Genomic DNA, 16,874 nt, shown 5'->3' with positions numbered 1-16,874 from the left:
CATTAGAAGGAGAGGCTTTATTGATGATGAATATTGCCATTGCTGCGGCCGTAATTTTATTTGCGGCAGCAGGTTATCTTGCGTTCATGAATTCCAGATTGATCGCAGATAAAAAGCGGGAAGCATACATTCCTCCGCCGGCTTCGGAATATACCGTTTATAAGACACCCCAATTCACGAGGGAGGATGAACGGACCCTGACACCGATCGGCGTTATGGAATATGAGGATCCTCAAGGTCCCATGAAGGTGTACTTATGCCGGGTTCGGCATAAAGCCGAGGATCTGAAGCTGGAGGAGGCGGGGGATGTATTTCTCTCCCATCTGAAAGCCGCGCGGGACCGGGGGACGCTCCGGTTCTACCGGACGGTTGAGGAAGCGCTCCAGGGCCAGGATGAGATCCGGCTGACCGAACGGCTAACGGCGGTCGCCAAAAAAAGATAACACCAAGCCGGGGCATTCAGGGTCAACCGCCCCTCAGGCGGGGTAATAAAGGGTTAAAAGACCGAAAGGAGATTTTCCGAATGAAAACATTTAAAATCGGAAGGACATCGGTCTCCGTCATTATAGGCGATATTACGACATGGACGGGCGACATTATCGTAAATGCGGCAAATTCGGGATTGCTGGGCGGAAAAGGGGTCGACGGTGCAATTCACAGTGCCGGCGGACCCGAAATTATGGAACAGTGCATGGAGATTCGCAAGCAGCAGGGCGGGTGCCCGCCCGGCAACGCCGTTATTACAGGTGCGGGGCGCTTGGCTGCACAGCATATCATTCACACCGTCGGCCCGATCTGGGAAGGAGGCGGGCGCCGCGAGGAGCACACGCTTGCGGAATGCTACCGAAACAGTCTTCTGCTTGCCATTGAGGTAGGCGCACGAAGCATCGCCTTTCCTAATATCAGCACCGGCATCTATGAATACCCGAAAGCCCCGGCCTGCGATGTTGCCCTCACGGCTGTTACGAAGCTGCTGGAGGAGGACCTTCCGGATAACCGGCTGGAGCGGATTGACTTTGTGTGTTATTCTCCCGAGAACGCCGAGCTCTATGAGAACTGGCTCGAACGCTTCACGCGGGAGAAGGAGGCTCAAATATAAGGGCAGGGGCGCCAAGGCGCCCCTCTCGTTATTTCGGTATACTTGATTACATATGGTAGGAGCCTTCCGGCTCGTTCAGCACCCATTCCAGCATGATCATCATATCGTCGAGGCGGGCCTCCTGTTGAACTAGGGCAGCGCGCTGCGGACTGCTCTCGTCCAGCTGTGCAATACGGGCGTGCAGCAGTTTTTTTTGCATGGTAAGCTCATTGAGCTTGGACTTGATCTGATTCTCGGTTCGCATATTCAACCTCCGTGTTGAACGAAATAAGTCGGTATAATTGAATATTATAGCATGGGTTGCACCATGATGTAGAAAGGTGAGATCACGGTATGAACACGGAATACAATATGAAGCAAATTGCGGCGGAGCGTGCTGCCGGTTATGTCCAAAGCGGGATGAAGGTCGGTCTCGGAACCGGTTCAACGGCTTATTACGCCATTCTCAAAATCGGGGAAATGGTCCGGGCGGGGCTCGATATCCAAGCTGTAGCGACCTCTCGGGCTTCCGAGGAGCTCGCGGTTCAGCAGGGGATTCCGTTCACCCCGGTCCGGGATATCGACCGACTGGATTTGACGATTGACGGAGCGGATGAGCTTGACGGGATGCTACGGCTAATCAAGGGCGGAGGAGGAGCGCTGCTGCGTGAGAAAATGACGGCGTACCGCAGCGACAAGCTGATTATCATTGCCGATGAGACGAAGGAGGTGCCCGTTCTGGGGGCGTTTCCGCTACCGGTCGAAATCATTCCTTTCGCCTACGAATGGACCGTTCAATCCTTGAAGGAGCTTGGATGCTCTGTACAAATCCGCCGTGACCGCGAAGGAGCCGTCTATGAGACGGATAATGGCAACTATATTGCAGACTGCAGCTTTGGGCGGATCTCCGAGCCTGAAGAGCTGGCTGCCCGGCTGACGGGCATTCCGGGCGTGGTCGAGCACGGCTTGTTTCTAGGGATGGCCGATCAAGCGATCATTGGATGCCGGGACGGGTCGGTGCGGATTATCGGAGCTGACTCGGCGAGTGAATAATCCATTTGACAGTTGAGCCTTGCGTTCATTAACCTTAATACATGACAACTTTCGGAGGGTGAAATATGTCGGATATTCAAGAACAAGAGGATTATCCATTGCATTTGATGGTTATTTTGGCAAGAGCCTATAATGCGGTTATGACGCATTCCAACCGCAGCATTCAGAGTCACGGGTTGAATTCCACGGAATTCGGCGTCCTGGATGTTCTGTACCACAAAGGACCGCAGCCGCTGCAGAAAATCGGTGAAAAAGTGCTGATCTCGAGCGGCAATATTACATATGTGGTAGACAAGCTGCAGAAGAAAAATCTCCTCGTGCGGCGGGCATCAGCAGAGGATCGCCGCGTGATATATGCGGAGCTGACCCCGGAGGGCAAAGCGTTCTTCGAATCGATCTTTCCCGGCCACCAGCAGCTGATGATCAAGGCGCTCAGCGGCTTGACCGATCAAGAAAAGGCAGAGGCGGTCAAGCTTCTGAAGAAGCTAGGCCGAAGCGCGGAGGAAATGCTCTAGCACAGGCTTTCGTCTGTTCGTACACACAATGAATGATGGGGGATACAAGGTATGCTCAAGGAAATGACATCCCAAGCGGCTAAGCTGGAGGTAAGGGAGCTGCTTGGCTATTCGGTTTTTCCCGATCCGGATCAGGTAGAGAAGGCCGTTTCACTTTATAAGGCCGAAGGCGGGAGCAAGCTCTATGGTTACGTTGAGGAGGGGCTTCTCGTCGGCATTATCGGCTGTGATATTCAGCGGGATGAAGTTACGATCAGACATCTTGCCGTACTCCCGGAGAACCGGGGGAAAGGCTATGGACGGGGGATGATATTGGAGCTGCTGCTTCAGCTCGATCCTAAGCCTAAGCGAGTTATCGCGGAGACCGACGATGAAGCGGTGGACTTTTACCGGAATATCGGCTTTGAAGTGCACAGCCTCGGCGAGAAATATCCTGGGGTTGAACGGTTCCGTTGTATTTATGAGGTCGATGAGGAGACATCGGATTAAGGGTCCTGTAATCCGAAGAACAAGCATCAGCCTGTATTCTTTTTATCCGAGGCACTGTCCCGTTTCACAACCGATGCTCCCGCTCATATAATGTCATAACGAGCGGGACAGGGGGTGAACATGTTGGTGTACCATTATACCGCTGTCGGCGATTCGCTGACCTTCGGGTTCGGGGCGATGCCTGGCAGCGGCTTTGTTCCGCTATATCGCCGGATGGCGGAAGAGAGACTTCAGCAATTTGTGGCTCACGAAAATATGGGGATCAACGGATTAACATCCGAGGGGCTGTATGAGCGGATCGTTCAAAATCCGGCCTATCGTTACCATTTGCAGCAGGCTCATATCATAACCATAACGATTGGCGGCAACGACTTGATCAGAGCCGTGAAATCCGCCGGCGGCCGTCCTGACCGGGAATCTCTGGATCGGGCGCTGCTCCGTTGCCAGTATTACATGTCTAACACCGTCAAGCATATTCGAAATATTAAGGCAGGAGGCGGCAAAGCTTATTTCATCCGTGCCGTCGGGCTGTACAATCCGTATCCTGCTTCCGGGGAAGCAGGGGAATACGTATCGCGGTTTAATCGATATCTTCATAGCCTCAGCGACGTGTACTTCCGGATTGCCGATGTGAATGCCGCATTTGCAGGCAAAGAGAAGGAGCTGCTATCGGTGGATGGGCTTCATCCGAACGGGAAAGGCTACCGGATTGTCGCCGAGCAGCTGCATCGGCTTGGGTACAAGCCGCTGGTATAACATAGAAGCATGACAAGGCCCGCTGGCAAATCGCCGGCGGGTCTTGTTATGCTTCGAAGGGATGAACTTGCTGCGGAGCTTCTTATAATGGATTTCAGGCACGTTTAGAATAAGTTCCGCCAAAAGCTCCGAACCGCCCACTTGCGTTCTTGGCGCCGCTTGTACTTGGGAAGGGATCGGTATACGCTCATCGACTCCGAGAAGGCTTCCTTGGCTTCCTGACGCTGTCCCAGAACCCGATACATGGTTCCCAGGAGGTAGTATGCTTCAGAAGAAGAAGAGTGCATGGTATGAAACTTCTGTAAATAATCGAGCGCTTTCGCGGAATCCGCCGTGCGGAACGCGTCGGCAAGCCTTAGGTATGGCCGGCCGTATTTTACCCGGGGATTGATATCCAGCGCTTGAAGGATATCCGCTTCTCCTTGAGCGGTATTTCCGGTCTTCAGGCGGGCGGTGCCGATATCATCCCAGTATTCCGCCGAATCCTGCAAGCTTTCCGAGATGGACTCCAGCAGCTTCAGCGCCTCCCCGTATTTGCGGCGCTCGATCAGCAGCCTTGCCAGCTCATGTCGCGAGGAGACGTCGCTGGGACTGGCTGCGATATTTTTTCGCAGCTTGGATATCTGTCTTGCCCGCTGAATCGGACGCGTAATGCTGGGAAACACCCCGACAAATCTGCGGTCCAGGACGTAAACGATAAGCAGAAGAACAATAATGGCGATGAACGGATTGCCGAAAATATAAAACAGCATGCCAAAAATAATGAATTTCCCCAAGGATGATCCCCCAATTTCTAGTTCATGAATTCTTACGAAATTATACCATATCCTGGGGTCCTTGGAAGATCATATTTCGATTTCAAAGGCTCTGCTCAGGCGTGACTTGCCCGGAGTACCCGGGGTATTGAAATACGGGCGGCCTCGGCCGATATACATAGTAAAGAGGTGATAATCATGGCGAAAAAGGGGCAGACATTTCATACCTACAGTTTCGAAACGAAGAAGAAGGCAGTCGCCATGCGGCTTGCGGGTAAAACGAAGAAAGAGGTGGCATCCGCCTTGCAAATTTCAGACATCGGGCGGCTAAAGGTATGGATGCGCAAATTCCGCGAGCATGGGGAGGAAGGGCTGATTGACCGGCGCAGGAAATTATTGAATCCGGCGGATCCCAACCGATTGATCGAAGAAGAAGAATAACAACCGCCTTTATTAGAGGCCTATATACGGAAGACGCGAGGGAGTAGAAGCGCCCTGGCGTCTTTGTTTTAATGACGGATGGACCCCTGGACCCGGGGGCATTTTCATTATTATTGTCCGGTCAGGTTGATCGCCCAGTTCATTTTAGCGGAAGCGTCATAGTATGGTGTATGTTCAAAAAAGGAGGGATACATGTGAGCGGAGTAGCTGGAGGATATGGTGGTTATGGATACGGCTCTTCAGTAGGTGCTATCTTGGTATTATTCATCTTGTTGGTGATCATTACTCGCGCATTTATCTAATCCATTCTTTTATAGTGAACAGAGTAATCACGACCTGCTGAAAGCGCTAGAAGAGCCCCTGCCGATGGCAGGGGCTCTTCTTCCATTATCGTTTACTTATAAGTTCCAGCGAAGAATAGAATATCGTCGCCAATTTCGACTTTTGGGTACTTAGCCGAAACCTCGATTTCTTTGGCTCCATCAATATCAACGGTGACTGTTTCAATGCTGTCGCTCGGAGTGATAACGACTTCTTTCAGGAGCACGCCCCCACTCATGATTTTTACCACGATATCTTTGTTAACCGATACAGGGAATACGGACAATTCGAGGGTTTGGTGTTTGCCTCCAGGTCTTAACGTGAATCCTTTTTCTACCCCATTAATGCTATTGAGGATGACTCCTGAACCATAATCTTTACCATTATGTACGGTGTGCTGCTTGTCCTTGGTTATAACAGAGGCATATGACAATTTAATCTCTTCCGATGTAATCGGGGTTAGATCCGATTTTTCGCCCAGTTTGATTTTCTGAGCTTTATTATCATATTCCACTGCAACGCCCAGTGCATCCGATACCGCTCGGACAGGTAGGTAAGTCGTGTTGTTATAAGAAATGGCGGCGATGCGGTTCCCCGACTGATCCTTCGGCGTCCATTGCTTTCCATTCACCTCGTAGGCAATGCCCCAGTTCAAATGAGCTGTGATCTTCTCAAGGACGGGAGCTGCACTTACACCAATCGTCATCCCGCCGACCAATGTTGCCGCAGACAGTAATGCTACAAACCTTTTCTTCAATGTTTCATTTCCTCCTTTTTACTCTTTCCCCTATGTAAGGGCATGCCAGGCCATTATACATAATTGAAGAATAGAACAGCAAGGCTCCCCGATCTGGCATATAGCAATTCCATGTGATACGATTTGACTTGTCCAATTATTGACATTACAGACCAACAGGATGGAGGAATAGGGTCATGAAAATTTTGATGGTGGGCGCATCCGGAACACTGGGGACAGCGGTTCGCAAAGAACTGGGGCAGCATCATGAAATTATAACAGCTGGACGCAAAGGTGCTGATATCACCATGGATATGTCCGTTCCTGAAAGTATCGCGAGTATGTATAAGGCTGTCGGCTCCGTAGATGCAGTGGTCTGTACCGCAGGCCAGGCTTACTTTGGTCCTCTCCACGAATTGACGCCGGAGCTGAATGAAATCGCGATTATGGGTAAATTGAAGGGGCAAATCAATCTTGTTTTGCTCGGGCTGGACCATGTTCATGATCGGGGAAGCTTTACGTTAACCACCGGCATTATTATGGACAGTCCCATTATTGGAGGTATATCTTCCGCCATGGCTGGAGGAGCGATTAAAGCCTTCGTTCAGGCTGCAGCCATTGAAATGCCGCGAGGGATACGTATCAACAATGTCAGCCCCAATGTACTTAAGGAATCGATGGATACATACGGTCCATACTTCCCGGGGTTTGAGCCCGTATCTGCCGGGAGAGCCGCGCTTGCCTACCGAAAGAGCGTTGAGGGTGCCCAAACCGGACAAACGTACACGGTTTATTGAGCAACGCGTAACCTGAAATGTTGCTAAGTAAAACATCGGAAAAAATAGGTTCGCTTCCGCTTTTGGGTTACACGAACGTAGGAGCGGGACGGTTACAGCTGGTGGAAGATGACGATGAACTGCTCAACGACATCCGGGGGTATGTTAAGAATCACGGTGATGATAGCAACTCAGTTAAAAGAAGCCGCTCATCTTAAATGAGCGGTTTTTTTTAATTAAGATACCGAGCCGAAATCCATCGAAATGGAACAAAAAAAAGAAAACAATCCCTACAGTAAAATCCTGATACTGCAGGGATTGTTTTCGGGAGCCTCCGAAGAGACTCCCTCATGGGAGAGGAGAAACCGGACGAAGAGCTTATGGGGAAACGTAAGTCTTCTCCGCGGTTGTCTACGACATTCATTGATGTCGATATCTTTAGGATGCCCGGCAGGAGCGGAAATATACCTGAGTTTGAAAAAAAATGAAGAGGGGGCATGTTTCATTTTTCATATGCGGCAGGATTATGTTACGATAATCAATGCTATGGCCGTCATGGCCATGAATCTTGATGTGATGAAACGGGTGAATCGAGCAGTGAGAGTAGTATCCGGAAGTGCAAAAGGCCGACCGCTGAAAAGCGTTCCCGGCATGAGCACCCGTCCGACGACGGATAAAGTGAAGGAAGCGATATTCAGTATGATCGGCCCCTACTTTGACGGGGGAACCGTCCTTGACCTGTTTGCGGGCACGGGCGGCCTTGGCATCGAGGCGTTAAGCCGGGGAATGGATCGTGCTGTTTTTATTGACGTGGAGCAGCGGAGCATTGAGACGATCAAGGATAATCTGAAGGCTGTACGCCTGCAAGAGGCGGCAGAGGTATATCGCAACGATGCGGCAAGAGCGCTTAAGGTGCTGGAGAAGCGGGGCGCGGCATTCGATCTGGTGTTTCTGGACCCTCCCTATAAGTTCAAAAATGGGGATGAGCTCATGAATGATATGGCGGAGCGCAAGCTTCTACGCGAGGGAGCCGTTATTGTTCTGGAATATGAGTCGGGCTATGAATATCCGGAGAGCTTCGGCCATTTTCACGGCATGCGAACAGCGAGGTACGGCGAAACCGCCGTCACCATATACAGATACGAAACCGTACAAGGACAAGCTGCCGGTGCGGATGAGGAGGAATCACACGATGACAACCGAGAATAATAGTACATATCGAATTGCCGTTTATCCCGGCAGCTTTGATCCTGTGACGATGGGGCATATGGATATCATTACGAGGGCTTCAAAGCAGTTTGACTTGCTGATCGTGGCCGTTCTAAACAACTTAAGCAAAAACCCGCTGTTTACGGTGGAGGAGCGGAAGGATCTGTTGAGAGAGGCTACCCGTCATCTGCCGAACGTGGAAATCGACAGCTTCCGCGATCTGTTAGCCAATTATGTGCGTCAGCGGAATGCGCAAGTGATCGTCCGCGGGATCCGGACCGTTACGGATTTCGAGTATGAGCTGCAGCTCGCCTCGACCAATCATAAGCTGAATCCCGATGCGGAGACGATCTTCATGATGACCCATCCGAAATATTCCTTTCTCAGCTCAAGTCTGGTTAAAGAGATCGCACACTTCAACGGCGATACGACCGACCTGGTCAGTCCCGAGGTGGATGCGGCTTTGCGCCGTAAATTCAACGCCGCACGCGAACAATAATGGATGAAATCACCCATAGCGCTGCCGCAATCAGCAAGAAAAAGGCAATTTGTGTTTGAAGAACGGACGGAAATCCTGTCCACAGGTTGAAGATATTCCCGTTCTGTCCAGTCTGCGGCGGCTCCGTTCTGAAGGCCGGGACGATGGCGGCAGACAGGCTGCTTGCGGGCTTCCAGCATACCAGCATAACCAAGAATGCGAGCAAGGAATGAACGATTCGCTTCAGGATAAAGTAGCTCCACGAAAGGCCGGCATCCCGCATAAGGGAGAGGCTTTGCAGCTGGGCGCTAATGCCGCTCCAGGCGAGTACGGCGGATAAGACGGCAAGCTGCATGGCGCTGTTCGTAAAGGCGGAGCTGCTGATCGATGCGGATGCAAGGTGGATTTCCAGCAATCCCGAGGTAAAATAAGAAGGAAGCAAGGGCAGCACGTTTTCGGACAGTACCCGGGTAAGCACGGCAAATAACAGGATGAAGCCGCCGGCCATCATTAAGGTTTGGACAGAGCGGGTGACGGAGTCTCCCAGCAGTCTGCCAAAGCTGCGCCCGTCCCGTTTGTGGGCTTCCAATGCAGCCGCAGCGGCTCGCTTTAATAGCGGAACTTGCCGGGCAGGCTTGTTCGGTTTTGCAACATCGTTTCGTCCATGCGGTGTTCTTCTGAAAAAACTGAACAGCCACGCGGCCAGGAGGCCGGTAATCCAGTGCACGATAAGGAGCAGGTACCCCGCCGCTGGCTGATGGAGCAGCCCGGTTCCGATGACAACCAGAATCGTCATCGGATTGCAGAAGTGGGCCATGGCGGCAAGCCTTCCCGCTTCGCCTGGGCCGAGGTCGCCCTGCCTGTGCATGGAGGCGGCGGCTTGAGCGCCGGCCGGAAATCCGGCGGTCATCCCTGTAATGAGCACCCAGCCGCCGCTGCCCGGCAGCTTGAATAGCTTTCGCATGAGCGGATCGAGCAGAACGCCTGCACCATGGGCGAAGCCGTAGGCCATCAATATTTCCACAAGGACAAGAAACGGCAGCAGTGCGGGAAATACGATGTTCCACCATAATTTCAAAGCTTGCAGGGTGGCCTGAAAGGCGGGCTCGGGCGCGCTGACGACGGCCAGCACCAGCAAGAAGGCGGCTGCCCCCAGCAGGACGGTGCTGGCGAATCCGGACTGGGTTTTGGTGGCGTTGCCTTTATTCATAAGGAATCTCCTTTCGACGTAAACATAGCTAGTACAACTTTATGCAAGGGAGACAACCGTCAGACCAATCTTGGCGCGAGGCCCGGATTTAGAAGGCGAGGGAGAATGCGATGAAGAAGACTGTTAAACCGAATGGCTCAAGAATTATACTGTATTTATTGATGGTTGGATTAATGGTGTACCTGGTCGTGTACATGCCGACACCTTATTTGATTTATCAGCCGGGCAGCGCCGAGGAGGTGCGGCCGATGATCCGCGTCGAGAAGAGCGATCCCGAGGAAGAGGGGACGTTCATGATGACGACCGTATCGGCCAGTTATGCGAACCTTGCCTTGCTGATGATGTCGACGTTCAATCCGAATGCCGAGGTTGTGCAAAAGGCTGAAAAGATGGGGGATCAGAGCAAGGAGGAATACGCGGCCACCCAGGTCTATTACATGAACTCCTCCCAATCGTCCGCTATGGAGGCTGCCTATCAGGCAGCCGGCGTTGAATATGCCATTGAGCCGGCCTACGTGTTCGTGATGTCGATCCCTGACGATTCCGCCAATGCGGATCATTTTCGGCCGGGAGACAAACTGATCCGGATTGACGGACAGCCTGCGAAGGACAACGAGAAAATCGCCGCATTGTTAAGCGGCAAGCAAGTCGGAGACAAGGTGTCGGTGGAGCTGGAGCGTGGAGGTAAAACCTTGAAGGAGGATGTGTCTCTCGTCAGCATCAAGGACGAAAAGACGGGAGCGGAGCGCCCGGGTCTTGGGGTCATGATCGCCACCATGCAGAAGGTTGCGCCGAGCAACCCGGATTACGTGATCAACTTTGCGGATACCAACATCGGGGGACCTTCGGCCGGATTGATCTTCACGCTGGAAATTTACAATCAGCTCACGCCGGGCGATTTGAGCAAGGGCTACCGGATCGCCGGAACGGGCACGATCGACAAGTCGGGCAAGGTTGGTCCCATCGGCGGCGTGAAGCACAAAATTGTTGCGGCCGACAGGGAGGGAGCCGAAATCTTCTTCGTGCCGACGAAGAACTACGAGGAAGCCAAGAAGCGGGCCGACCGGATCGGAACGGACATGAAGCTTGTACAAGTCGAGCGCCTGCAGGATGCGCTGGACTATCTGGAGCAGCTGCCGCCTAAAGAGTAAGGGGCGGCAGCCGATAGTCATGGTAGAGGTCGCGGGCGTCCGCATTCGGGTAGGCGTTGGCGTACACGGCGGCTGCTTGAAGGTCGCGCGTAAGCTGGGGATGATCCAGCGAGGCCGGTTTAATGACGACCGGAAGGGAAGCGGTCTTCCTCATCGTTCTCAGCAGTTTTTTTCCAGTCTCATTGAACCCAAGCACACGGATATAGCCCGGGCCACGGACAAGCTCGCCGGGATTCATCCCGGCTTTCTGGTGGTTCAGCATAATATGCACCAGCATGCGCTGCAGCTTGGTACGGGTGTATCGTTTGGTCTTGAGCGAATCCAGCAGCGCATCCACGGAGCTGTTATCGAGCTTGGGGAGCATTCGGCGGATTCGATACTCAAGCCCTTCGGTCACTTCCAGACACTGCGCAAGCTGGGCCGGGGGAGATGTGAGCAAGGTCTGGAACAGCGGCTGGCGGAACCTGTCCCAGTTCATCGGGGCTCTGCCCGATCGGATTTCGCGTTCCAGGATCCGCAGCGTATATTCGGGAATATACGGAGCAGCCGCTTCAATGCCTTGGTTGGCAATGATCCTGCGGACCGCCGTTGCGCTGGCGATGGATCCGGTCCCTGGCTCGGGGTCATGATACTGGGCGCTTTCCCTGGAGATGGTGAAGGGCTCTATGGAGCTCCCTAACCGGTGAAGCGCGATCAGGTAATGCAGCCCTAAGGAATTATTCGGCTTCGTAAGCAGTTCCCGCAGCCCGGCAGCGTCTTCTTCGGAAACGCCAAAGGCGGCGGCAGCCGCGGCGCCGTAGGCGGACGGGAAGCTTAGCCCTTCCGCAAGGCGCTGGTCAAGCTCCGCGCGAAGTCTGTCCGGTTCCCTGGCGAGGATGCGGGAGAGAGGGAGAAGCTGCTCCAGCGTACCGCTCTCCGATCCGAATGACAGGCAGTCCACGACGCCTGTTGCATGAAGGGTGGCGACGGCGCCGTATGCGAACCATTCCGCCGGCTGCACCGCATAGGTGACCGGCAGCTCGAGCACGAGGTCGACCCCCATGGCAAGCGCCATTTCCGTTCGGGCGCGCTTGCTGGCAATGGCGGGCTCGCCGCGCTGGAGGAACGGACCGCTCATGACGGCGACTACCGCATCCGCGCGCGTGATTTTTTTGGATTTATGAAAATGCAGCTCATGGCCGTTATGTAAGGGGTTATATTCAACCACGATTCCAACCGTTTTCACTGTACTTCAACTCCTTGCTTAAGAATATAACATAATTCGATGCCGAAACTGCAAGAATAAACGCATGCGTAAGCGGCGTTGCATGCAGTGCCTGCCGCGGCGCAAAAAAAGGATATCCGCAAGGTTCTTAAAGGTAATCCTGTTGACAAAACTCCGGCTGAATCGGTATAATAATCTTTGTTTGTTTGGAGTGATGGATATGCTTATTCAATTTCGTAAATTGACAACCAGCGATCAACCGTTACAGTTCCATCAAACCGTGGATGTTACGAATGCCGTAAAGGGTCGGAAGGATATCGTCGCCGTTCAGCCGCTGCAAGTGGATTTGAAGGCAGTTCCGTCCGTTGCAGGCTCGGTAGACGTTCGGGGAAGCTTGGAAGCTGAGCTGGAGATGAAATGCTCCCGCTGCTTGAAGCCGGTCAACGAACATCTGCACATCCCTTTTCATGAAGTATTCCAGCAGGTGGAGAATCCTGAATCCATTCAGGACGAAGATGACGACACGACATATGTGCAAGGCGAGAGTGTGGATCTCGCTCCATATGTGGAGGAAGCATTTCTTCTTCAACTGCCGCTAGCTCCGGTATGCAGGGACGACTGCAAGGGACTTTGCCACAATTGCGGCAAAGATCTTAATGAAGGCGCCTGCGATTGCGACACGGAAGTAATTGATCCGAGATTGGCCGGGCTAAAGGACTTCTTTAAATGATGATGGATAGGATACCCGTGAAAGCGGGTTGAACCGATAAGGAGGTGGGAACATGGCAGTACCTCAACGTAGAACGTCCAAAACACGTCGTGACAAGCGTCGTACTCACTTTAAGCTGGCTGTGCCGGGCATGGTGAAATGCGAGCAATGCGGAGAACTGAAGCTTGCTCATCGCGTATGTAAAGTATGCGGAACGTATAAGGCAAGAGAGATCATCAAACAATAGTCTTTTCATAAGTAGTACTTCATCTCTGGTGAGGTGCTATTTTTTTTGTCCCGGTCCTCTTTCTTTTTAACGTGACATCATTTATACTTAACATTAGTACCAGGTTCTAATATTTGCGACTAATTTACATATAGGTTTGAAGTATGGCGGCTATAATAGCGGCAGAAGGAGTTGTTTCGTCATCGATCGTTTATCTAAGAAAGACCGTCACAAGCGGCTGGTCCAGCTGATCGACGAGAATCCCTTTGTTACGGACCGCGAGTTGACGCGCCAGCTTAAAGTCAGCATTCAGACGATTCGCCTGGACCGGATGGAACTCGGCATCCCGGAGCTTCGGGAGCGAATGAAGCAGATGGCCGAGCATTCCTACGATCAGGTTCGCTCGTTGTCGCTTGAGGAAGTCATCGGAGACGTTGTTGACTTGCAATTAGACAAGAGCGGAATATCAATATTCGAAATTCGTGAGGAGCATGTATTCAGCAAAACCCGGATTGCGCGCGGACACTATGTGTTCGCTCAGGCCAATTCACTTGCTGTGGCAGTAATAAACGACGAAATCGCACTGACTTCCTCGGCGGACATCCGATTTTTGAGACAGGTTAAGCTCGGGGAGAAATGCATAGCCAAGGCTTATGTCCGGAACATTGCGGGGCAGAAGGCGAAGGTGGAAGTGTTTACTTATGTCTCCGATGAAATGGTGTTCCAGGGGAATTTCGTAATATACCGATCTGCAGGGGAATGACATAAGTGAAGGAGGAAATAGGCATGAGAATTGTCGTTGATGCGATGGGCGGTGACCATGCGCCGAACAGCAATGTGGAAGGCGCGCTGCTCGCGGCGAAGGAATGGACGGATACGGAGGTTATCCTCGTTGGCGATCAGGCGCGGATCGAAGGTCTGCTGCAGGAGCGTCCCTCCAATCTGAAGATCGTCCATGCCAGTGAGGTCATCGAGGCGGAGGATGAGCCCGTGAAGGCTGTGCGCCGGAAGAAGGATGCCTCGATGGTCGTTGCGGGACGAATGATCCGCGAAGGGGAGGCAGACGCCATGATCTCCGCGGGCAACACGGGCGCCTTGATGACAACGGGGCTGCTCGTCGTCGGCCGGATGAACGGAATCGAGCGCCCGGCGCTGGCACCCATGATTCCGACGCTTGACGGCAAGGGAATGCTTGCGCTGGATCTTGGCGCGAACATGGATTCGAAGCCCGAGCATTTGCAGCAGTACGCGCTAATGGGCAGCCTATACCGCGAGAAGGTGCATGGAATCGCCAAGCCCCGCGTCGGATTGCTCAACGTCGGGACGGAGGCCGGCAAAGGAAACGAGCTGACGAAGCACGCGTACCCTTTGCTTGAGGAGCTGCCGATCCATTTTGTCGGCAACGTGGAATCGCGTGATGTGATGAACGGCGTATGCGATGTGCTGGTGTGCGACGGTTTTGCCGGCAACATATTGCTTAAATCCATTGAAGGAACGGCCGGCGCGCTGTTCTCGCTGCTCAAGGAGCAGTTCGGCAAATCGCTCAAAACCAAGCTCGCCGCCGCGCTCATGATGCCGGAGCTGCGCAGCTTGAAGTCGATGCTGGATTACAAGGAGCACGGCGGGGCTCCGCTTCTCGGTCTTGGCGGCCTCGTTGTGAAGAGCCATGGCTCATCGGATGCGAACGCGGTGAAGAACGGGATCCGCCAGGCGCGCACAGCTTTGCAGAATCAGTTGGTAGAGAGCATTTCGAAGGAAATCAGCGGGAAGTGAGTGAGGATATGAACAAGTTGCGTCCGGTCGGAATTATTGGCACCGGCAAATATGTGCCGGAGAAGATTTTAACTAACCAGGATCTGGAGAAGATGGTGGATACGAGCGATGAGTGGATCGTCTCCCGTACCGGCATCAAGGAGCGTCATGTTGCAGCCGAGCATGAGGCAACATCGGATCTGGCCTATCATGCTGCCGTGAACGCCCTGAAATCGGCGGGCATGCATGCGGAGGATCTGGAGCTGATTATCGTGGCTACCATTACTCCCGACATGTTCTTCCCGTCAACGGCCTGCCTGCTGCAGGATCGTTTAGGCGCCAAGAAGGCGGCGGCATTTGACCTTTCGGCAGCCTGCTCCGGATTTGTATACGGACTGGCTACTGCCACGAATTTCGTGAAAACGGGCATGTACAACAATGCCTTGGTGATCGGTGTAGACTGCCTGTCGCGAATCACGGATTACAGCGATCGGAACACCTGCGTGCTGTTCGGCGACGGAGCCGGCGCAGCGATTGTCGGAGAAGTGCCGGAAGGCCGAGGGTTCCAAGCCTTTGATCTTGGCGCCGAAGGCGCAGGCGGCGCGCATCTGTACATCGAGGCTGGAGGTTCAAGACTGCCGGCATCGGCGGAGACGGTAAATACGAATAAACATTACATTTATATGAACGGACGCGAAGTGTTTAAATTTGCGGTACGGGTCATGGGAAGCGCAACGGAGGCCGTATTGGCCAAGGCGGGGATCGATAAGAAGGACATCGACTTATTCATTCCGCATCAGGCGAATATCCGGATTATCAAATCGGCGATGGAACGGCTTGAGCTTCCTGAAGAAAAGGTTGTCATCAATGTCGACAAGTATGCGAATACGTCAGCCGCATCCGTGCCCCTGGCTCTAGTCGAAGCACAGGAGTCCGGCCGGTTGAAGCCAGGCGATAAAGTGCTCATGGTAGGCTTTGGCGGCGGATTAACCTGGGGCTCGTCCGTACTCATCTGGTGACATCGCACATTTAGCGCGAATGGATCTTCGCGCATGAAGGGAGCCGACGATTGTGGGGAAAACAGCATTTATATTTCCGGGGCAGGGCGCCCAGTCCGTGGGGATGGGACAGGATGCATTCAACGCGGTCCCCTCTGCACGGGACATTTTTCAAACTGCGGATGACAAGCTGGGTTTTTCGCTCAGCTCCATTATTTTCAACGGGCCTGATGAAGAGCTTAAGCAAACGGCGAATACGCAGCCGGCTCTTCTGACGACGAGCATGGCCTATCTGGAAGCGATTCGCGGCAAAGGGATTAAGCCCGACTTTGTCGCAGGCCATTCCCTGGGCGAATACAGCGCGCTTGTATGCGCCGGCGTCCTGACATTCGAAGAAGCGGTTTCGATCGTAAGGGCGCGCGGTGAATATATGGAGGCGGCCGTTCCGGGCGGGCAAGGCTCCATGGCGGCTGTGCTAGGCGCCGAACGTCAGGCGCTGGCCGAGCTGTGCAGCAGCATTACGGCCGACGGGCATGTGGTTGAGCTTGCGAATATGAACTGCCCGGGGCAGATCGTTATTTCCGGCTCCGCCGAGGGCGTCGCTGCCGCGGCGGAACGAGTGAAGGAAGCAGGCGGCAAACGCGCCATTCCGCTTGAAGTAAGCGGGCCCTTCCATTCCTCGCTGATGAAGGATGCAGCCAGCCGGCTTGGAGACAAGCTGGAGACAGCGACCTTCCATTCTCCAGCCGTGCCGGTTGTGGCGAACGTGACGGCCCGTCCGGTGGAGGATGCTTCGGAGATCCGCGGTCTGCTGGTCGAGCAGGTATACTCTCCGGTATTGTGGCAGGACAGCGTTGAATGGATGATCGCGCAAGGCGTCGATACTTTTGTCGAGATTGGTCCGGGCAGCGTGCTTAGCGGACTCATCCGAAAGATTGACAAATCCGTCAAGGTGGTTAATGTGAACAGCCTGGAGAACGCTGAAAAACTCGAATCCTTGATGTGAATTCGAATGAA

At 53.4% G+C, this 16,874-nt stretch carries 21 protein-coding genes and 2 pseudogenes; 18 read left to right on the top strand and 5 right to left on the bottom strand.

Annotation, left to right across the window (positions count from 1 at the left end; genetic code table 11):
* The first annotated feature begins 23 nt into the window (after positions 1-23).
* Complete coding sequence (locus J2Z18_RS11240; RefSeq protein ID WP_007132138.1) at positions 24-443, top strand: hypothetical protein; 420 nt, start codon at positions 24-26, stop codon at positions 441-443.
* A gap of 80 nt (positions 444-523) precedes the next feature.
* A pseudogene (locus J2Z18_RS11235) lies at positions 524-1,051 on the top strand (macro domain-containing protein); the annotation flags it as partial.
* Between the two features lie 94 nt (positions 1,052-1,145).
* Here J2Z18_RS11235 and J2Z18_RS11230 read toward each other — a convergent pair.
* The gene (locus J2Z18_RS11230) at positions 1,146-1,343 is read right to left on the bottom strand and encodes a hypothetical protein (RefSeq protein WP_007132136.1); all 198 of its coding nucleotides are present in this window, start codon (positions 1,341-1,343) and stop codon (positions 1,146-1,148) included.
* Positions 1,344-1,432: 89 nt separating this feature from the next.
* Here J2Z18_RS11230 and rpiA point away from each other — a divergent pair, with 89 nt between their 5' ends.
* From rpiA to J2Z18_RS11210, 4 genes are all read left to right on the top strand, one after another.
* Positions 1,433-2,131, top strand: coding sequence for a ribose-5-phosphate isomerase RpiA (rpiA, locus tag J2Z18_RS11225; RefSeq protein WP_144869081.1), 699 nt, complete (start codon positions 1,433-1,435; stop codon positions 2,129-2,131).
* A 65-nt stretch (positions 2,132-2,196) separates the two neighbouring features.
* Positions 2,197-2,646, top strand: a complete 450-nt coding sequence (locus J2Z18_RS11220; protein WP_007132134.1) for a MarR family winged helix-turn-helix transcriptional regulator — start codon at positions 2,197-2,199, stop codon at positions 2,644-2,646.
* A gap of 51 nt (positions 2,647-2,697) precedes the next feature.
* Positions 2,698-3,135: a GNAT family N-acetyltransferase gene (locus J2Z18_RS11215; RefSeq protein WP_007132133.1), complete on the top strand. Its 438-nt coding sequence runs from the start codon at positions 2,698-2,700 to the stop codon at positions 3,133-3,135.
* A 120-nt stretch (positions 3,136-3,255) separates the two neighbouring features.
* A complete protein-coding gene (locus J2Z18_RS11210) occupies positions 3,256-3,891 on the top strand; it encodes a GDSL-type esterase/lipase family protein (protein ID WP_210094705.1) in 636 nt (211 codons plus the stop codon).
* Between the two features lie 104 nt (positions 3,892-3,995).
* Here the strand turns inward: J2Z18_RS11210 and J2Z18_RS11205 are convergent, their stop codons facing one another.
* Positions 3,996-4,667: a tetratricopeptide repeat protein gene (locus J2Z18_RS11205; RefSeq protein WP_007132131.1), complete on the bottom strand. Its 672-nt coding sequence runs from the start codon at positions 4,665-4,667 to the stop codon at positions 3,996-3,998.
* A gap of 177 nt (positions 4,668-4,844) precedes the next feature.
* On the opposite strand from J2Z18_RS11205, the gene J2Z18_RS11200 reads away from it, so the two are divergent.
* On the top strand, positions 4,845-5,087 hold the full coding sequence (locus J2Z18_RS11200) for a helix-turn-helix domain-containing protein (RefSeq protein WP_007132130.1): 243 nt from the start codon (positions 4,845-4,847) through the stop codon (positions 5,085-5,087).
* A 170-nt stretch (positions 5,088-5,257) separates the two neighbouring features.
* A complete protein-coding gene (locus tag J2Z18_RS11195) occupies positions 5,258-5,389 on the top strand; it encodes a sporulation protein YjcZ (RefSeq protein WP_077567186.1) in 132 nt (43 codons plus the stop codon).
* A gap of 92 nt (positions 5,390-5,481) precedes the next feature.
* On the opposite strand, the gene J2Z18_RS11190 is transcribed toward J2Z18_RS11195, so the two are convergent.
* Positions 5,482-6,165: a stalk domain-containing protein gene (locus J2Z18_RS11190; protein WP_007132129.1), complete on the bottom strand. Its 684-nt coding sequence runs from the start codon at positions 6,163-6,165 to the stop codon at positions 5,482-5,484.
* A 176-nt stretch (positions 6,166-6,341) separates the two neighbouring features.
* On the opposite strand from J2Z18_RS11190, the gene J2Z18_RS11185 reads away from it, so the two are divergent.
* The 3 genes from J2Z18_RS11185 (at position 6,342) to coaD (ending at position 8,628) form a co-directional block, all read left to right on the top strand.
* The gene (locus tag J2Z18_RS11185) at positions 6,342-6,941 is read left to right on the top strand and encodes a short chain dehydrogenase (RefSeq protein ID WP_007132128.1); all 600 of its coding nucleotides are present in this window, start codon (positions 6,342-6,344) and stop codon (positions 6,939-6,941) included.
* Between the two features lie 576 nt (positions 6,942-7,517).
* On the top strand, positions 7,518-8,129 hold the full coding sequence (gene rsmD, locus J2Z18_RS11180; RefSeq protein ID WP_028406694.1) for a 16S rRNA (guanine(966)-N(2))-methyltransferase RsmD: 612 nt from the start codon (positions 7,518-7,520) through the stop codon (positions 8,127-8,129).
* The gene (gene coaD, locus J2Z18_RS11175; protein ID WP_007132126.1) at positions 8,113-8,628 is read left to right on the top strand and encodes a pantetheine-phosphate adenylyltransferase; all 516 of its coding nucleotides are present in this window, start codon (positions 8,113-8,115) and stop codon (positions 8,626-8,628) included. The genes rsmD and coaD overlap by 17 nt, the downstream gene beginning before the upstream one ends.
* Here the strand turns inward: coaD and J2Z18_RS11170 are convergent.
* The gene (locus J2Z18_RS11170) at positions 8,606-9,817 is read right to left on the bottom strand and encodes a nucleoside recognition domain-containing protein (protein ID WP_007132125.1); all 1,212 of its coding nucleotides are present in this window, start codon (positions 9,815-9,817) and stop codon (positions 8,606-8,608) included. The two genes, coaD and J2Z18_RS11170, sit on opposite strands and share 23 nt — an antisense overlap.
* Positions 9,818-9,927: 110 nt before the next feature.
* On the opposite strand from J2Z18_RS11170, the gene J2Z18_RS11165 reads away from it, so the two are divergent.
* Entirely contained in the window at positions 9,928-10,968 is a 1,041-nt protein-coding gene (locus J2Z18_RS11165; RefSeq protein WP_007132124.1) for a SepM family pheromone-processing serine protease, read from the top strand.
* On the opposite strand, the gene J2Z18_RS11160 is transcribed toward J2Z18_RS11165, so the two are convergent.
* Positions 10,958-12,193 carry a nucleotidyltransferase gene (locus J2Z18_RS11160; RefSeq protein WP_007132123.1) on the bottom strand — a complete coding sequence of 412 codons (1,236 nt, stop codon included), beginning with the start codon at positions 12,191-12,193 and terminating at the stop codon, positions 10,958-10,960. The two genes, J2Z18_RS11165 and J2Z18_RS11160, sit on opposite strands and share 11 nt — an antisense overlap.
* 199 nt (positions 12,194-12,392) lie before the next feature.
* Between J2Z18_RS11160 and J2Z18_RS11155 the strand changes: the two genes are divergently transcribed.
* From J2Z18_RS11155 to fabD, 6 genes and pseudogenes are all read left to right on the top strand, one after another.
* The gene (locus tag J2Z18_RS11155; RefSeq protein WP_007132122.1) at positions 12,393-12,902 is read left to right on the top strand and encodes a YceD family protein; all 510 of its coding nucleotides are present in this window, start codon (positions 12,393-12,395) and stop codon (positions 12,900-12,902) included.
* A gap of 52 nt (positions 12,903-12,954) precedes the next feature.
* Entirely contained in the window at positions 12,955-13,128 is a 174-nt protein-coding gene (gene rpmF, locus J2Z18_RS11150; RefSeq protein WP_006211382.1) for a 50S ribosomal protein L32, read from the top strand.
* Between the two features lie 181 nt (positions 13,129-13,309).
* Positions 13,310-13,910, top strand: a pseudogene (gene fapR, locus J2Z18_RS11145) (transcription factor FapR).
* Positions 13,894-14,880: a phosphate acyltransferase PlsX gene (gene plsX, locus J2Z18_RS11140; RefSeq protein WP_007132120.1), complete on the top strand. Its 987-nt coding sequence runs from the start codon at positions 13,894-13,896 to the stop codon at positions 14,878-14,880. Before fapR ends, plsX begins: the two are co-directional and overlap by 17 nt.
* Positions 14,881-14,888: 8 nt before the next feature.
* Positions 14,889-15,878: a beta-ketoacyl-ACP synthase III gene (locus tag J2Z18_RS11135; protein ID WP_007132119.1), complete on the top strand. Its 990-nt coding sequence runs from the start codon at positions 14,889-14,891 to the stop codon at positions 15,876-15,878.
* Between the two features lie 52 nt (positions 15,879-15,930).
* On the top strand, positions 15,931-16,863 hold the full coding sequence (gene fabD, locus J2Z18_RS11130) for an ACP S-malonyltransferase (RefSeq protein ID WP_007132118.1): 933 nt from the start codon (positions 15,931-15,933) through the stop codon (positions 16,861-16,863).
* Positions 16,864-16,874: the final 11 nt, after the last annotated feature.

The sequence above is a fragment of the Paenibacillus lactis genome (assembly GCF_017873605.1).
GTDB lineage: Bacteria > Bacillota > Bacilli > Paenibacillales > Paenibacillaceae > Paenibacillus_AQ > Paenibacillus_AQ lactis.
Note: the sequence above shows the minus strand (reverse complement) of the source record. Positions and strands in the feature narration are given on the sequence as shown.

What these genes read in the sequence shown, in the direction of transcription:
- J2Z18_RS11240 (WP_007132138.1), top strand. Translation starts at nt 24, where the DNA reads ATGATGAATATTGCCATTGCTGCGGCCGTAATTTTATTTGCGGCAGCA.
- J2Z18_RS11135 (WP_007132119.1), top strand. Translation starts at nt 14,889, where the DNA reads ATGAACAAGTTGCGTCCGGTCGGAATTATTGGCACCGGCAAATATGTG.
- J2Z18_RS11170 (WP_007132125.1), bottom strand. Translation starts at nt 9,817, where the DNA reads ATGAATAAAGGCAACGCCACCAAAACCCAGTCCGGATTCGCCAGCACC.
- plsX (WP_007132120.1), top strand. Translation starts at nt 13,894, where the DNA reads ATGAGAATTGTCGTTGATGCGATGGGCGGTGACCATGCGCCGAACAGC.
- J2Z18_RS11185 (WP_007132128.1), top strand. Translation starts at nt 6,342, where the DNA reads ATGAAAATTTTGATGGTGGGCGCATCCGGAACACTGGGGACAGCGGTT.
- J2Z18_RS11155 (WP_007132122.1), top strand. Translation starts at nt 12,393, where the DNA reads ATGCTTATTCAATTTCGTAAATTGACAACCAGCGATCAACCGTTACAG.
- J2Z18_RS11165 (WP_007132124.1), top strand. Translation starts at nt 9,928, where the DNA reads ATGAAGAAGACTGTTAAACCGAATGGCTCAAGAATTATACTGTATTTA.
- J2Z18_RS11200 (WP_007132130.1), top strand. Translation starts at nt 4,845, where the DNA reads ATGGCGAAAAAGGGGCAGACATTTCATACCTACAGTTTCGAAACGAAG.
- J2Z18_RS11195 (WP_077567186.1), top strand. Translation starts at nt 5,258, where the DNA reads ATGTTCAAAAAAGGAGGGATACATGTGAGCGGAGTAGCTGGAGGATAT.
- rpiA (WP_144869081.1), top strand. Translation starts at nt 1,433, where the DNA reads ATGAACACGGAATACAATATGAAGCAAATTGCGGCGGAGCGTGCTGCC.
- J2Z18_RS11210 (WP_210094705.1), top strand. Translation starts at nt 3,256, where the DNA reads ATGTTGGTGTACCATTATACCGCTGTCGGCGATTCGCTGACCTTCGGG.
- rpmF (WP_006211382.1), top strand. Translation starts at nt 12,955, where the DNA reads ATGGCAGTACCTCAACGTAGAACGTCCAAAACACGTCGTGACAAGCGT.
- J2Z18_RS11220 (WP_007132134.1), top strand. Translation starts at nt 2,197, where the DNA reads ATGTCGGATATTCAAGAACAAGAGGATTATCCATTGCATTTGATGGTT.
- J2Z18_RS11215 (WP_007132133.1), top strand. Translation starts at nt 2,698, where the DNA reads ATGCTCAAGGAAATGACATCCCAAGCGGCTAAGCTGGAGGTAAGGGAG.
- J2Z18_RS11230 (WP_007132136.1), bottom strand. Translation starts at nt 1,343, where the DNA reads ATGCGAACCGAGAATCAGATCAAGTCCAAGCTCAATGAGCTTACCATG.
- coaD (WP_007132126.1), top strand. Translation starts at nt 8,113, where the DNA reads ATGACAACCGAGAATAATAGTACATATCGAATTGCCGTTTATCCCGGC.